The 16,692-nt window shown below is 57.0% G+C and carries 9 protein-coding genes; all 9 read right to left on the bottom strand.

The features are described from left to right. Positions 1 to 11: 11 nt before the first annotated feature. Entirely contained in the window at positions 12 to 1,421 is a 1,410-nt protein-coding gene (gene mdtD / locus V8L73_RS08940; protein ID WP_027273299.1) for a multidrug transporter subunit MdtD, read from the bottom strand. A gap of 17 nt (positions 1,422 to 1,438) precedes the next feature. Next, the gene (gene mdtC, locus V8L73_RS08945) at positions 1,439 to 4,519 is read right to left on the bottom strand and encodes a multidrug efflux RND transporter permease subunit MdtC (protein ID WP_347254672.1); all 3,081 of its coding nucleotides are present in this window, start codon (positions 4,517 to 4,519) and stop codon (positions 1,439 to 1,441) included. Further along, positions 4,516 to 7,644: an MdtB/MuxB family multidrug efflux RND transporter permease subunit gene (locus V8L73_RS08950; protein ID WP_027273297.1), complete on the bottom strand. Its 3,129-nt coding sequence runs from the start codon at positions 7,642 to 7,644 to the stop codon at positions 4,516 to 4,518. The genes mdtC and V8L73_RS08950 overlap by 4 nt, the downstream gene beginning before the upstream one ends. Continuing rightward, positions 7,641 to 8,858, bottom strand: coding sequence for an MdtA/MuxA family multidrug efflux RND transporter periplasmic adaptor subunit (locus tag V8L73_RS08955; RefSeq protein WP_347254673.1), 1,218 nt, complete (start codon positions 8,856 to 8,858; stop codon positions 7,641 to 7,643). Before V8L73_RS08955 ends, V8L73_RS08950 begins: the two co-directional genes overlap by 4 nt. Before the next feature lie 315 nt (positions 8,859 to 9,173). Continuing rightward, positions 9,174 to 9,659, bottom strand: coding sequence for a hypothetical protein (locus tag V8L73_RS08960; protein WP_027273296.1), 486 nt, complete (start codon positions 9,657 to 9,659; stop codon positions 9,174 to 9,176). Further along, positions 9,656 to 10,456 carry a hypothetical protein gene (locus V8L73_RS08965; RefSeq protein ID WP_027273295.1) on the bottom strand — a complete coding sequence of 267 codons (801 nt, stop codon included), beginning with the start codon at positions 10,454 to 10,456 and terminating at the stop codon, positions 9,656 to 9,658. Before V8L73_RS08965 ends, V8L73_RS08960 begins: the two co-directional genes overlap by 4 nt. 242 nt (positions 10,457 to 10,698) lie before the next feature. Beyond that, complete coding sequence (gene rdgC / locus V8L73_RS08970; protein WP_027273294.1) at positions 10,699 to 11,610, bottom strand: recombination-associated protein RdgC; 912 nt, start codon at positions 11,608 to 11,610, stop codon at positions 10,699 to 10,701. Positions 11,611 to 11,734: 124 nt separating this feature from the next. Beyond that, positions 11,735 to 15,415 carry an AAA family ATPase gene (locus tag V8L73_RS08975; RefSeq protein WP_347254674.1) on the bottom strand — a complete coding sequence of 1,227 codons (3,681 nt, stop codon included), beginning with the start codon at positions 15,413 to 15,415 and terminating at the stop codon, positions 11,735 to 11,737. Further along, entirely contained in the window at positions 15,412 to 16,671 is a 1,260-nt protein-coding gene (gene sbcD, locus V8L73_RS08980; protein WP_347254675.1) for an exonuclease subunit SbcD, read from the bottom strand. The genes V8L73_RS08975 and sbcD overlap by 4 nt, the downstream gene beginning before the upstream one ends. Between the last annotated feature and the right edge of the window lie 21 nt (positions 16,672 to 16,692).

Raw genomic sequence — 16,692 nt, forward strand, 5'->3', positions numbered from 1 at the left:
CCGTCAGGGCGTTAACGCTTCTTGCGCGATTCAAGCTGAACGTTTGGCGCATTATTAAGCGGAACTCGCATAAAGATAAAGGTTGGGATCGTCATAATCAGCGCCATGCCAAAGTAGGTGTGTAAAAACGCCTGCTGGATCTCAGGCGTTCCCGCCGCGGCCTGATGGGCTGAAAACACGCCCAGCAGAATGCCCGCGATGCTGACGCCAAGACTCATGGAAAGCTGCATGACCATCGACAGCATGCTGTTGCCGCCGCTGGCGAATTCGTCGGGCAGATCCTTAAGCGTCAGAGTGTTCATGGTGGAGAAACGCACCGCGTTGGTCACGCCGAGCAGGTACAGGATAAACGGCAGCGCCCAGAACCAGCCCCGTATGCCGCAAAGGGCGACAAGCAGCGTAAACACCGGCAGAGCAAGCGTGGAGACGCACAGAACGTGGCGATAGCCGAAGCGGTTGACGATGCGAACCACCAGCCGCTTCACGCTCATGCTGCCGATAATCAGCGGGATCATCATCAGCCCCGCGTGGAGGGGCGAAAACCCGAGCCCGACCTGAAGAAACAGCGGCGTCATAAAGGGCATCATGCCGCTGCCGATGCGGGCCAGCAGGCTTCCGCTTAGCCCGACGGAAAAGGCGGGGATGCGGAACATCGACAGGTTGAAAATAGGCGATTCTGCCCGGCGGGCATAGAGCCAGTAAAGGCCGAGCGAACAGGCGCCGCAGGCGCAAAGCAGAATGATGGCGGAATGCGTCAGCCCCAGCCCGCTGTGGCCGTCCAGCGACAGGGTCAGCGTCGCCATGGCGACCGCCAGCAAAATAAATCCCACCATATCAAACCGGCGCGGCGGCATCTTATAGTTGGGCATCAGCCAAAACGTGGCCAGTGCGCCGATAATCCCGACCGGCAGGTTAATCAAGAAGATCCAGTGCCAGCTGGCGTATTCGACCAAAAAGCCGCCCAGCGCCGGTCCTACCAACGGGCCTACCTGACCAGGAAGCGTGACGAAGGTCATGGCCGCCATATATTGCTCTCTGGGGACGATTTTCATCACCGTCAGGCGGCCTACCGGCACCATCATCGCGCCGCCGATGCCCTGGACGATGCGGGCGCGGATAAGCTCTTGCAGGCTTTCGGCCTGTGCGCAGAGCAGCGAGCCTAGAGTGAACAGCACGATGGCGGCAAGAAATACGCGCTTAACGCCGATGCGATCGGCCAGCCAGCCGCTGGCGGGTAGCCCAATCGCCACCGTCAATACGTAAGAAACGATAACCGACTGCATGCGCAGAGGGCTTTCGTTCAGGCTGTGGGCCATGGCGGGCAGGGCGGTATTGAGGATCGTCGTGTCCAGCGACTGCATAAAAAAGCCGAGAGCAACGATCCACAGCTGCCATCGTACGTGAGGGGCGTTATCGGTCATGAACGGACTCCTGAAAATTATGCCCGCTGCCCTATGGCGCGGCCTGACGCTCTGCGGCGTTCAAACCAGCGGCTAAGGCGGTCGAAATAAAGATAAATCACTGGCGTGGTGTACAGCGTCAGAAGCTGACTGACGATAAGGCCGCCGACGATGGTGATACCAAGGGGTTGACGCAGCTCCGCGCCGTCGCCGCTGCCCAATACCAGCGGCACCGCGCCTAGGATAGCCGCCAGCGTGGTCATCATAATGGGGCGAAATCGCAGCAGGCAGGCCTGATAGATAGCTTCACGCGGCGTCAATCTGCCTTCTCGCTCCGCCGCCAGGGCAAAGTCGACCATCATGATGGCGTTCTTTTTCACCAGGCCTATCAGCAGCATCACGCCGATGAGTGCTATCAGGCTAAACGGCGTATCGAAAAGCTCTAGGGCGAGTATAGCGCCAACGCCTGCCGACGGCAGCGTAGAAAGGATGGTCAGAGGATGAATATAGCTTTCATACAGGACGCCGAGCACGATATAGACGGTTATCACAGCGGCGACGATCAGCATAATTTGTGACTGCAGCAGCTCTTTAAACACCTGTGCGGTACCGGCGAACGAGCCGCGGACGGCCGGCGGGACGCCCAGCGCCGTCATCGTGCGCTCTATGGCAGAGGTCGCGTCTGACAGTGAATAACCGTCGGCCAGGTTAAAAGAGACCGTAGAGGCGGCTGAAAGCCCCTGATGGTTGACCGAAAGCGGCGCATTGGAAGGGTACCACTGCGCAAAATAGGAAAGGGGGACGGCCTTGCCCTCGCCGTTAATGACAAACATTTTGTCCAGCGCGCTGGGGTCCTGAGCGTATTGCGGCGCCACTTCCATGACGACCTTGTACTGGTTGAGCGGCTGGTAAATGGTGGAAATCTGCCGCTGGCCGAAGGCGTTATTTAAAAGCGCGTTGGCCGCCGTTACGTCGATGCCGAGGCGCGACATGGTCTCTCTGTTGTAGGTCAGGGCGATTTCCGCGCCCTTGTCCTGCTGATCGGAGTTAACGTCCGCCAGTTCGGGCAGCGCCGCCAGCGCTGCGCGAATTTTAGGTTCCCACTGACGAAGCGATGCAAGGTCGTCGGACAGCAGCGTGTACTGATATCCGGCGTTGGCCTGACGGCCGCCGACCCGTACGTCCTGTACCGCCATAAGATACAGGCTGGCGCCGGGCTCTTTGGCCAGCTTGCCGCGCAGGCGGCTAATCACCTGCTGTGCGGTGTCCTTACGCTCACCGAGCGGTTTGAGCGAGATAAACATTGAGCCGCTGTTGGTGCGCGAACCGCCGGTAAAGCCGGTTACGTTGTCAACGTCGGGATCGCCGTTGACTATCTTCATGAAGGTGCTCATCTTTTGCTTCATGGCCTGAAACGAAATGCTCTGGTCGGCCTGAACGAAGCCCATCAGCCTTCCTGTATCCTGTTCGGGGAAAAAGGTTTTCGGCACGATCGTATACAGCCAAACGTTTAGCGCTACGGTTGCGATAAAGAGAGTCAGCACCAGCGGCGCGCGGTTAAGCATCCAGGCAAGCGATCGCGCATAGCCGTGCTGCATGGCGAGAAGCCAGCGGCCAAAGCCGCGTTCGCTCTTGGGAGGATGAGCCTTAAGCAGCCGTGCGCACATCATGGGCGTGAGCGTCAGAGAAACCACCAGCGAAATGCCGATGGCGACCGACAGCGAGACGGCGAATTCGCTGAACAATCGGCCGGGCAGGCCGCTCATAAACAGCAGAGGGATAAACACCGCCACTAAAGAGAGGCTCATGGAGAGTACGGTAAAGCCTACTTCACTCACGCCCTTAAGCGCGGCGTCAAAAGGCTTAAGGCCGTTTTCAATATGGCGCGCCACGTTTTCCAATACGACGATCGCATCGTCCACCACGAAGCCGGTGGCGATGGTGAGCGCCATCAGCGACAGGTTATTCAGGCTAAATCCCAGCAGATACATGGCGGCGCAGGTGCCTATCAGCGATACGGGCACCGCGACGGCGGGAATAAGCGTCGCGTGGCCTTCGCGTAAGAACAGTAAAACCACCAGAATAACCAGCGCAACTGAAATGGCCAGCGCGCGTTCGACCTCGCTTAGCGAAGCGCGAATAGTCGGGGAACGGTCCTGAGCGATAGAAAGGTTAATTGCGCTGGGAATGGCGCTTTGCAGCTCCGGCAGCTCCTGGCGTATGCGGTTGACGGTGTCGATAATGTTGGCGTCCGCCGCTCGGCGCACCATGATGAGGATAGCCGGTACGCCGTTGGCCATCCCAGCGGTGCGGACGTCCTGCACGGAGTCGGCGACGTCGGCAACATCCTGCAGCCTGACCGGCGTGCCGTTTTGGTAGTGAATAATCAGCGAACGATAGCCTTCGGCGGTTTTTATTTCATCGTTTGTCTGCACCTGCCAGTTCTGTGATTCCAGATTCAGAGAACCCTGCGGCCTGCGCACGTTGGCTTTATTGATCGCGTTTCTGACGTCGTCCAGAGAGACGCCCTGATTAAAAAGCGCCTGCGGATTTAGCTCCACCCGAACGGCCGGCAGGGAGCTGCCGCCAACGCTGACGTCGCCTACGCCCTCCAGCTGCGAGATTTTTTGCGCCAGTTGGGTAGAGGCGTAGTCGTACAGCTCACCCGGCGAATAGACGTCAGACGTCAGCGTCAGGATCAGGATAGGCGCGTCGGACGGGTTCGCCTTGCGGTAGGTGGGACGAGACGGCATGCCGCTTGGCAGCAGGTTTTGCGCGGCGTTGATCGCCGCCTGCACGTCTCGCGCCGCGCCGTTGATGTCGCGGTCCATGTCAAACTGCAAAATGATGCGAGTGCTGCCCAAAGAGCTGCTGGAGGTCATTTCGTTGACGCCAGAGATAGAGCCCAGCGCGCGCTCCAGCGGCGTGGCCACCGAGGCGGCCATGGTTTCCGGCGACGCACCGGGCAGCGATGCGCTGACGGAAATCACCGGGAAGTCTATCTGCGGCAGCGGCGAAACGGGAAGCAGCCGAAAGCCCAGCAGGCCGGCGAGCACAATCGCCAGCGTCAGCAGGGTGGTCGCCACCGGCCGGTGAATAAACAGGGCGTAGAACCTCACGGCGCAACCTCTTGCTGCTCTGGCTTGCGTACGACCAGGCGGTGGCTAAGGCGGTCAAACAGCAGGTAAATCACCGGCGTAGTGAACAGCGTCAGCACCTGGCTTACCAGCAGGCCGCCAACCATGCAGATGCCCAACGGCTGCCTGAGCTCTGCGCCGATGCCCTGGCTTAGCATCAGCGGCAGCGCGCCGAGCAGGGCCGCCATGGTCGTCATCAGAATGGGGCGAAAACGCAGCAGGCAGGCCTGATAGATAGCGTCATAGGGCGACTTGCCTTCCTCTCGCTCGGCGGCCAGCGCGAAGTCGATCATCATGATGGCGTTTTTCTTGACGATGCCTATCAGCAAAATGATGCCGATGATGGCGATGATGTCCAGCTCCTTGCCAAATAGCATCAGCGCCAGCAGTGCGCCGACGCCTGCGCTGGGCAGAGTTGACAGAATGGTGACCGGATGAATAAAGCTTTCATACAGCACGCCCAGCACGATGTACATCGTGACGATCGCCGCCAGGATAAGCCACAGGGTGCTGGTTAACGAGGCCTGAAACGCCAGCGTGGCGCCTTGGAATTGAGTGACAATGTCACTTGGAAAGTTAAGCTCGCGCTCCGCGTCGGTGATGGCGCGGGTTGCTTCCCCCAGCGAGACGTTCGGCGGCAGGTTAAAGGAGACAGTGGCGGCCGGGAACTGGGAGATTCGGTTGACGGAAAGCGGCGCAAAGCGTTCTTCAACGGTGGCGATGCTGGTTAAGCGAACGGGCTGACCGCTGGCGTTTTTTAGGTAAATAGCGTCAAAGGCGTCCATCACCCGGTCTTTATCGACCTGCTGCTCCAGCACTACGCGGTACTGATTAGCCTGGGTATAAATGGTGGAAATCAGGCGCTGCCCAAAGGCGTTATACAGCGCGTTGTCGATAGCGCTCATATCGATCCCAAGCCTGCTCGCGTCGTCGCGGTTGACGTTCACATAGGCCATCAGACCGCGATCCTGCCAGTCGCTGGTGACATCAGCCAGCTGCGGCAGCGCTTTAAGGCGTTCGAGCAGTACCGGCACCCATTGGGTTAACTGCTCTTGCGACATGGCCTGTAGCGTAAACTGATACTGCGTTCGGCTGATTTTGTCTTCAATGGTTAAGTCTTGTACCGGCTGTAGATATAGCGTTATGCCGGGCACGCTTTCTACTCGAGCGAGCAGGCGATCGATGATTTCCGGCGCCCGCGCGTCGCGCTGGCTTAAGGGCTTCAGGTTGATTTGAACTCGCCCGCCGTTGAGCGTGGCGTTGTTGCCGTCGACGCCGATAAACGACGAAACGCTTTCAACGTCGGGGTCTTTTAACAGCAGTGCGGTCACTTCCTGCTGGCGCTTGGCCATCGCGCTGAATGAAATGGCCTGCGGCGCCTCCAGCGTTCCCTGAATGAGCCCGTTATCCTGCAGCGGAAAGAAGCCTTTGGGGATGAACAGATAAAGCGTGACGGTGAGCGCCAGCGTGCCGAGAGCCACGCCGAGCGTAGTCATCGGGTGCTTGAGCACGACGGTGAGATAGCGGCCATAGCCGGCGACCACGCGAGTAAAGAAGTTCTCAAAGGCTAAAGAGAAGCGGTTTTGTTTACGCAGCGACTCATGGCTCAGCAGGCGGGCGCACATCATCGGCGTCAGGGTGAGCGAAACCACGCCGGAAAGCAGTATCGCCACCGCCAGCGTTAGCGCGAATTCGTGAAACAGCCTCCCGACCACGTCGCCCATAAACAGCAGGGGAATAAGCACGGCCACCAGTGAAACGGTGAGGGACACGATGGTAAAGCCGATTTCTCCCGCCCCTTTAAGCGCGGCGTTAAGCGGTTTCTCTCCCTGTTCGATATAGCGAGAAATGTTTTCTATCACCACGATGGCGTCATCGACAACGAAGCCAGCGGCGATGATCATCGCCATCAGCGTCAGGTTATTAATGGAAAACCCGAGGAAATAGATGATGGCGAACGTGCCAACCAGAGAGAGCGGGACCGCGACGCTGGGAATAATCGTTGCGGGCAGATTGCGTAAAAACAGATAGATAACCAAAACTACCAGCGCGACGGCCAGCATAAGCTCTAGCTGCACGTCGTCAATGGAGGAGCGAATGGTGATGGTTCGGTCAGTCAGTATTTGTACGTTGACGGCGTTCGGCAGGCTGTTGGTTAACTGGGGCAGCAGGCTGCGAATTTCATCGGCGGTGGTAATCACGTTGGCGCCCGGCTGGCGCTGAATGTTGATGATGATGGCCCGCTTTTGATTCGCCCAGGCTGCAAGCTGGGCGTTTTCTGCGCCGTCTTCAACGGTGGCGATATCCTTGAGCCGGATAGGCGCGCCGTCTTTGTAGAAAATAATCAGCTGACGGTAATCTTCCGGCGAGCGCATCTGGTCGTTGGCCGACAGGGTGGCGGAACGGGTTGGCCCGTCGAGGCTGCCCTTCGCCGAGTTAACGTTGGCGCCGGTGATGGCGCTTCTTACCGTTTCGCTATCCAGCCCGTAGGCGGCCAGCGCCTGAGGATTCAGCTTTACTCTGACCGCCGGGCGTTCGCCGCCGGACAGGCTAACCAACCCGACGCCGGAAACCTGCGATATTTTCTGCGCCACGCGCGTTTCCACCATGTCGCGCACCTGCGACATGGGGACGGCATCGGAAGTCACGGCAAGCGTCAGGATTGGCGCATCGGCCGGGTTGACCTTACTGTAAATCGGCGGATAGGGCAGATCGCCCGGCAGCAGGTTGGTCGCTGCGTTAATGGCGGCCTGAACCTCCTGTTCGGCGACGTCCAGCGCCAGATCGAGCTGAAACTGAAGCGTAATGACCGACGCGCCGCCGGAGCTTTGGGAAGACATCTGCTTTAAGCCGGACATCTGTCCCAGCTGTTGCTCCAGCGGCGCGGTGATGGCCGAGGTGGTGACGTCCGGCCCGGCGCCGGGATAAAGCGTAACGACCTGAATCGTCGGGTAGTCGACTTCGGGCAGCGCGGAAACCGGAAGCGCCCGGTAGCCGAGAATGCCCGCCAGCAGGATTGCCACCATCAGCAGCGTGGTCGCAACCGGGCGGAGAATGAAAAGGCGGGACAGGCCGCCGCCCGTCGGCAGAGCGCGCTCGGCTTTCATTTCGTTGACGGTCCCCGGAGACCGCCATCCTTCGCGGCGCCAGGCGTGACGACCTCTACCTGCACGCCTTCCTTGAGGCGGTCGACGCCGTCGGTAACGACGCGCTGTTCTGGCGACAGCCCGCTGTTAATGACGCTCAGCTCGCCGTAGCGCAGACCGACGGTTACGGCCTGCTTCGTCACTTTGCTATCGTCGCCGAGGACCCAGACAAAGTTTTCATTGTTGCCGGTCTGTACGGCGGCGGCGGGAATGACGAGGGCGTTTTTAAGCGTATCGACCTTGATGCGTGTATTAACGAACTGATTGGGGAAGAGGCGTTCATCCTGATTGTCAAAGCGCGCCTTGAGCTTAATGGTGCCCGTAGCCGCGTCGATCTGGTTGTCCAGGCTTAGCAGCGTGCCGGTGGCGATAAGCCGCTTATTTTCCCGATCCCAGGCCTCAACGATCAGAGGCGCGCCGCTTCGATAGGTTGGGAGTATGTCGCTTAGCGCGGCTTCGGGTAACGTAAACAGGACGTCGATGGGGCGAGTCTGCGTAATAACCACCAGGCCAGTGCTGTCACCACTGGTGACATAGTTGCCGACATCAACCTGACGCAGGCCTACTCGACCGGAAATAGGGGCGGTAACTCGGCTGTAGGTCAGCATCAGGTGAGCGTTATCCAGCGTCGCTTGGGCCGCCTTGATGCTGCCTTCGGTTTGTTTGACCAGCGCAGTTTGTTCATCCAACTGCTGCTGTGAAATCATTTTGGTTTTAATCAGCGACTGATAGCGCGCCAGATCTCGCCTGGCGTTGACCAGCGTCGCCTGTAGGTTTTGTAGCTGGCCTTCGGCTTGAGCCCGCTGTATTTCGAAAGGGCGAGGGTCTATTTCAACCAGCAGGTCGCCTTCTTTAACGTCTTGTCCTTCGATAAAGTGGATGGCAACGATCTGGCCTTCAACGCGGTTGCGAACGATAACGGTGTTTGAGGCGGTTACTGTCCCCAAGCCGCTCAGGTAGCGGGGAACGTCTTGAGTCGTGGCGACAGAGGCCTGCACCGGAGGCATCGGCATATTGCGACGGCCCGTTGGCGCCTGGGTCTGGCCACTGGCATTTTTCACCGTTGACGTTCCGCTGTCAGTCGGTGATTTGAAGTAAAAGTAAGCCCCAGCGGCAAGTACCGCGACAATCGCAACGGTTAAAGGGCGTAACAGTCGGGAAGAAGGTCGTGTCATGTGGATTGTTCACCATAATAGCCCCGTCCAGTGGGCTATTCTCCAGAATTGGACGTCTTGGCGCTTAGTATAAATCGATGGCCAATAAAAAGAATGAAAGAAATATGAAGGTTTATATCCGTCATACTTCAAGTTGCCTGTGCGTTGGCTGCGTAATTCCCCCTACGGGGTTCACCCTTTCAGGGCCAGCGCTTTGCGCTGTTTAAAACGCCATAGGCGTTTTGTCATACAACTCGAATTATTTAGGATATAGCAATGAAAGGTCAGCGTTTTCACGAAATTTCGTAAGACGAAAAGCGCTGACCGGCGAACGCACTACTGGCAAATAAAATACGGCAGCGTTCCGTTGGAAAAAATCTTCTTGCCGCTATTCATATCAATGACGTGCAGATAGGTCGATTCATGGCGTTCCGTACTAAAGCGGTAAAGGTAGCGTTCGCCCAATTCATTGGGGAGCGTGTCGTGCGACGTGCGTAAGATATCGGTAGTATTTAGAGTAAAGTCATTGTTTTTACTGCGGTAATAGTCAAACAGAATCGTTCTGTCAATGATATAACGCTGGCCGTCGGTCTCAATGTACCCCGTTATCATGTTCTTGCCTTTACCGTTTTTAAAATGAAACGTCATGTTGGATATCATTAGCGCATCCGTACTCTTATCGCTTCTTTCAAACAGATAAGAGCCATGGGTAGAGCAGGTGAACGAGTCCTGTTGGCGGGTGTAGAACAGATAAATGCTGGTTATCAGCAGTATTGTTGCTCCCACAGCAGCGATGATGATAAGAGACAGGCTACGTTTCATTTGACCTTCACCACATAGTAATTAACGCAGGGAGCGTCATCTTTATCCGGATCGCCCTGACAGACCTGAAAGGACTCCCGCCTGTCGTCGGCGGGAAGGCTGAAGTACACGTTTTTAGGTGTAGAACAGTCTATTTTCAAACTGTCGATGCGCTGTTTCAGGCGAGCTAAATCGGTTGGCTTTTGGTTATGGATAAACACCTTACAGCTGTAATAGTTGCCCTGATAGTGATAGTCGGCGTAGTAGTTAGGCCGGCTGGAAAACAGCGACAGGGCGCCATAGAGCAGGATGATAAACAGCGCCGCCAGCAGCGCAACGCGAATGTAGTACCAAATAAACCGGCGAAGCCGACTTTGGGAAGACGTCTGAATATTGGATTTCTCCGCCAGAAGCGTCGCGTTGAGAATGGGCCTCTTGGCAATATAGGGTTTTTCTTTGCCGTTGTTGTTAAAGGTTCTGTAGCTGGCAATAACCTTAAGTTCAACGTCGGTTGAAAGCTGAACGCCGTAAGAGTAGGTGGTTAATATGGGTTCCGGCTCTCGAATTTTCAGAAACGATTCAGAGATGCCTTCCAGTATGTGTACCAAAAGCGCGGTGGCTTCAGAAGAAGGCGGGCGGTGAATTTCCTGCGCCAGCTGATCGAAGGGAATAATCTGATAACCGCTGTCTATCAGGCGCAAAAACAGGCGCTTAGCGTGTCCGTCGAGCGTGCTTATCTGCCGCGGGTCGTCAAGGCGGCTTAACGTACCGGTATGCGTATTAAAAAGAACCCGGTCGTTAATGATATAATTATGCAAACGCTCCCTCCGTTTACTTTCGCTAAATTGGTTCGCAAAACTGTGTTTTTAGCAAATTATGGAACTAATGGGTCAAAAACTAAAAAAGAGTAAAACTATAATTCTGTTTATAATGTGTTGTAAGCAGGAGGGTAGTTTACCACTCCTGCCTACAATGAAAATATAAATCCCACCATTTTTAGACCGTCGCGCCTTTATTTATTCTTAGCGCGAGAGGTTGAAAAACCATGTATATATAAAGGTTATTCTGCGCGTTCGCCGCCGAGCGCCTCGATGAGCTCGCTAATTAACGCGGCGGTCTCTCCCGTCATAAGAGAAAAGTCTGCGTCAAAGCGGGCTGCGTAATCCTCTTTATCAATGTCCTGATTTTGTTCACGCAGCGTTTCCGTAAACTTGATGCGCTTCAGACTGCCGTCGTCGGCCAGCATAAACTCAATGCGCTCGCGCCAGTCCAGAGCCAGCTTGGTGACGAGCTTACCTGCCTCGATGTGCGTTGCGATTTCGTCGCACACCAGCTCCTGCCCTTTACAGCGAATCACTCCACCGCCTTCCAACAGCGCCTTAAGTTCGGCTTCCTCTTGAAGCGTAAAGCCTTCCGGCAGTTGTCCGGAACGAACCCACTCGGTCAGCGTCAGCTCGATGGGGCTTTCCATCGTAAGAGGCACGACCGGCAGCGAGCCAAGGCTCTTGCGCAGCAGGGCCAGCGTATCTTCTGCTCGTTTGGCGCTGGCTGCGTCGATCATAATCAGGCCGTTTACCGTATCTATCCACAGGCTGGTCTGGTTGAAGCGACTGAAGGCGCGAGGGAGGAGCGTATGGAGCACTTCGTCTTTCAGCGCGTCTTTTTCCGTTTTCTTCAACTTGCGGTGCTGCTCCGCTTCAAGCTGTGCGATTTTCGCATTGAGCGCCTGCTTAATGACCGGCGCCGGCAAAATTTTCTCTTCTTTACGGGCAACGATGAGGATCTGGTTACCCGTTGTGTGCGTTAATGCGTCGCTGTGCGAACCCATCGGCGAAACCCAGCCTGTTTTAGCCATATCCTGACTGCCGCAGGGGGTGAACGTTAGCGGCTTGAGCTGCTTTTCCATTTCGTCAGCAGAGAGTGAAACCTCACGGCTGAGGCGATAAATCATAACGTTTTTAAACCACAACATACTTATTTCCATTTAACGTAAAGAGAGCAGCGCTCTGTATAAACATAGATGCCATCATACCCAATCGCAACGTGGCTTGCCGCACTTTTACTTCAGGCCGCGCGTCGCTATTGGAAATAACGCACTAATTTCTAAACTTTTCGTCTAACCGACTCACGCCAAGCCCGTTCACCTTTTTCACATTAATCTGTACCGGAATTCGCTCTTTCATTGCGTCAATATGGCTAATGACGCCAATGGTTTTCCCGCTGGCGTTAAGGTTGTCCAGAGCGTCGAGGGCGATGTCGAGGGTTTCGCTGTCCAGCGTGCCGAATCCTTCATCCAGAAACAGGGAGTCGATGCGCGTTTTATGGCTCACAAGGTCGGATAGCGCCAGCGCCAGCGACAGGCTGACTAAAAAGCTCTCGCCGCCGGACAGCGTGCGAGTATCACGCACGCTGTCCGCCTGCCAGGTGTCAATGACCTGCATTTCCAGCGCGCCGTCTGACTTGCGCTGAAGCTGGTAGCGACCGTGCAGCCTCTCAAGCTGAAGATTGGCCAGATAGACCAGGTGATCCAGCGTCAGGCCCTGCGCGAACCGGCGGAACTTGGCGCCGTCGCTTGCGCCGATCAGCGCGTTTAGCGTCGACCAGTCGTCCAGATTTTTCTGATGGCGGGCAATAAGCGCCTGAAGCTCTCCCTGGCGTTCGCGGGCGATCCCATCTTCCGTCAGCTTTTGGCGAACCTCCCCCTGAAGCACGCTGTTGGCGCGGATCTCCTGAGAAAGCTGCGCCAGCCGCTCCGCGATCGTCTGGCGAGTTTCACCATGCGGCAGGTGAGCGGGGCGCGTTTCGACGTGCTGGAGAAGGCGCTGTTCGGCCGACTGAACCAGCGCGGTAGCCTGAGCGAACGCCGTTGCCAGGCACTCTTTAAGAGCGTTAAGCGACAGTCGTTCTTCGTCGCTAAGCCGGGCGGCCAAAAAGGCGTCTTCGTCGCTGAAAACGCTGGCGTTGAGCGCCTGAAGGAAAAGCGTTTCGAGCTTCGTCAGGCGTTCCCGGCTCTGGCGAAGCTGTAGGTCGAGCGCCGACAGCCGCCCGCTCATCGACTGCAGCTCGCTGTTGTTTTGCTGCCAGCGTTGGCGAGTTTGGGCCAGCGCCTGTTCTCGTTCAGCACGCGCCTTTGTCATTTCACGCAGGGCTTCCGCCGTCGTTCGTTCGCCAAAGAGCGCCAGGCGCTCCTCGTTTAAGCGCTCGACCTCTTTTTGACCGGCGGCAAGCCGCTCATCGACGTCCTGTAGCTGGGCCTGTATATGCGATATGCGCTCCCGCTGCGCGAGAAGATCGCCATTGAGCGCAACGGCCTGCTGCTCCAGCTCTGCGGATTCAGCGCGGTGGGTTTGCCATTGGCGCCATTCGCCTTCGCGGGCGCTAAGCCAGTCCGCATAGCCTTCTGGTAAAGGCAGGGGAAGCGAATGCTTTTCCAGCCGCTGGCGCAGCTGTTCCAATCGGCTTTGATATTTATCGTCAGCAGATTTGAGCCGCTCTTCCGACTGCTGGCTTTGCTGCGCGCGGTGCGCGAGATCCTGCGCCAGCAGCGTTACGCGCTGTTGAGCCTCTTTCAGGCTGACGGCGTGCTGATTTAACCGCTCTTTCTGCTGTTGGAGATCTTTTTCCGCCAGTTCCAGATGCGAGAGGTTCTCTTCCAGCGCTTGTTCGTGCAGCAAAAGGGCGCTCAGATGGTCATTGAGGCCTCGTTCATCCTCAATGCTAAAGGTTGCCTCTGACGTTTGGCCAAGCGTTTGCCACTGGGATTGCGCTTCGGTCAACGAGCGGTCTAACGCCGTCGCTTCGGTTCGCAGGCGCTGAACTTCGTCTTCTCGCGCCTGAATCTGGCTCAGTAGCCGTACGTCGTCATCGTGCAGACGCTGAACGTCGGCCTTTAGCGCAGCGAGCCGCTCCGCACTGCCGTTATCGCTATGGGCGCCGCTTTTTTCATTAAGGGGATGCTCCAGCGCGCCGCAGAGCGGGCAGGGAGTGCCTGATTTCAGCTGTGCTCTCTCTTGCGCAAAGCGGGCTAGCAATACTTCTTGTTGGTGTAGCGTTTCCAAATCGGCCAAATGGGCCTGCTTATCTTCCAGCTCTCGCCGGTTGGTCGCTCGCCTGACCTTTTGTTGCTCAATATCGACCATGAGCAGCGCCTGTCGTTCACCGAGCGCGCTGCGCCGGACCTGCGTTTCTAAATAGCGAGCCTGAAGCTGGCGCTGCTCGCGCGCGCCCTCTCGGGCGTTTGCCAGCGCCGTCCGCCGTTTTCGAAGGGACGCCAAGTCGCATTCAGCCGCTAACGCACGATGCTGTTTCTGAAGGCGCTCAAACGCCTCTTGCTGGGACTGAAGCCTCGTTTGTTCTTCCTGCTGCTCCTGAGACGTTTGGGTGAAGGCGCGCTCAAGATTTTCCCGATCCTGGCGGCGCTGTTCTACGTCTTGAGCCAACAGGACAAGCTCGGCTTTTTGTCTCGTTAGCTCTTCCATCAGGCTTTGCCACAGGGGGAGGTTTTCCCCCCACTGAGCGTGCTGCTTGTGGCGAGAGAAGTAGTCTTCCAGGTCGCTTTGTCGTCGTTCAAGCATCTCGCTCTGGGCAAGCTGTGCTGCGTGAGCAGAAGACGCGTTTTGCTTCTGCCCGGTCAGTTCAACCCTCTGCGCCGTCCACTGCTCCAGCTCCTGACGCCTGGCGGCAATGTGTAAATCGAGCGGCGCTATCCGTTCATCGATCAGCGTTCTCGTTTGTTCATGCTCAATGAGCATGGCGCTTAGCGCCTTTTCTTCCTGTTCACAGGCCCGCTGGCTCTGTGTGACGTTCAGGCGAAGCCGTTCCGTCTCTGTCGTTAAGCGAACAAGCGTTTGTTCCAACTCACGAGTTTCATCCCGCAGCCGCTGGCGTTCGCCGTAAAGGGGATTAAGCTTTTCAGCCGGTTCGCTTTGCCGCAGGCGCTCCAGCCGATCGGCGCTCTTTTGCAGCTCGTCCTGAGCGTCGGTTAACTGCCGCTGGGCCGTCGATAGCTGCTGCCGATAGTCGTCCTGCTGGGCCAGCCACTGCCCGTCGTTGGTCAACTGCTGAATTTGCTGCTCCAGGACCTGCTCCTGTTGGTGAAGCTGTTGTGCCTGTTCGCGTAGCGAATTCAGCTCCTCATCGCCAAGCAGCCGTACGCCCTCGAATCGGGCGTACAGCGCCTCCAGCTCGCTTTTGGCCTCTTTATGGCGCAGGAAGACCCGCTCGGAAATCTGGCCGTATATCTCGGTGCCGGTCAGCTCTTCCAGCAGCTCAGCCCGTTCGTTAGGTTCGGCGTTGAGAAAGGCGGCGAACTCCCCTTGGGAGAGCATCATGGACTTGGTGAAGCGTCCGAAATCGAGGCCGGTGATTTGAGCTATGGCCTCAAGCTTGTCGCGAACCTTATCGGTGATGATTTTTCCGTCGCTCAAATAGGCGAGTTCAACCTTCGGCGCCTGCAGGTTGCCGTCCGCTAGGCCTTTGGCGCGCCGCTGGCTCCAAAAGGCGCGGTAGCCGATGCCCTGAACCTCAAATTCGACCTCCGCCAGAGATTCGGCGGTATGGTTGGTCATCAGATCGTTTTGCGTCGGGCCGACGGCGAGGCGGGGCGTTTTGTGATAGAGCGCCAGGCAGATGGCGTCCAGCAGGGTGGTTTTACCCGCTCCGGTGGGGCCGGTGATGGCGAACAGCGCATTGTCGCAAAAAGGCGACTGCGTGAAGTCGATTTTCCACTCGCCCTTAAGCGAATTGAGGTTTTTAAGGCGTAGGCTGAGAATTTTCACTTTATCTCCTCCTGTGCCTTTTGTTCACCCTCAAGCCTGACTTCATCCAATAAGCCGTTAAACATCTCTCTTAGCCGAGGATAGCGCGAAGCGACGTTTTCATCGGGAGATTCCTGCTGCTCCTGCGCCAGTCGGCGCTCAAAAACGTCATTGGCGGTCAGTTCGGTCAACGTTTCTTTCTCCTGTCGTTCCAGATGGCGATGCGTCATGGTTTTGCTGCGCCGCAGCAGAACGATCTCCACCGGCAGGTCGTCGGCCATTAGTTGAATGCGCTTTTGTAGATCGCTAAGGTAAAGTGCGGTATCGACTTCTATATCCAGCCAAACGGGGCGCTCCTCGCTGGACGATTTAAACGCGTCAAGCCTGGCCAGCACCTCGTCGATATCGCCTTTGATTAAGCGCATGGGCTGGAATTCCGGCACCGGCAGCAGCGTTATTTGCGGCGAAGCGTCAGGATTAAGGTCGACTAAAACGACGCTCTTTTCCTGGCCGGTTTCGTCAAAGCTTAGGGCAATGGGGGAACCGGAGTAGCGAACGTGTTCAAGGCCTGCCACCCTCTGAGGCCGGTGAATATGGCCCAGCGCGATGTAGTCGGCCGGCGGGAAGGCCTGTGCGGGAAACGCGTCAAGCGTACCGATGTAAATCTCTCTGACAGAGTCCGACGTTGAGGCGCCGACGGTCGTCAGATGCCCGGTTAATATAATGGGAAGGTGACGATCGAGTGCTGCTCTTTTAGCCAGCGCCAGTTCGTAAACGCGCCGATAGTGCTCGGCGATGGCCGACTGCATTCCTATACGCTTTTCCTCCGCCGACTGCCCCGCCTGGCTAGTGACAATGTCACGCTGTCGTATAAACGGCACGGCGCACAGCAGGGCCGAGGGCTCTCCTGTTCTATCATTTAACAGCAACAGCTCTTGTGATTCGTCTTCTGCGACGCCGGCTATTACGTCAACGTTAAGGCAGGCTAAAAGCGCGCGGGACTCGTTCAGTACGGCAACGGCGTCGTGATTGCCGCCAAGAACCACCAGGCGGCAGCCCGTCGGCTGAAGCCTGACGATAAACTGGTTATACAGCTCGCGGGCGTAGCTGGGCGGCGACGCCGTGTCGAACACGTCCCCAGCGACGATAACGGCGTCGACTCGGTAGGTAACTACCTGTTCAGTCAGCCAGTTCAGGAATGCTTCATGCTCTGCGGCGCGGCTTTTAGTAAAAAAGTATTGTCCCAGGTGCCAGTCAGACGTATGAATAATTCGCATGGATCCTCACGGTTATCGTTC

Source organism: Leminorella grimontii (assembly GCF_039789245.1).
Lineage (GTDB): Bacteria > Pseudomonadota > Gammaproteobacteria > Enterobacterales > Enterobacteriaceae > Leminorella > Leminorella grimontii.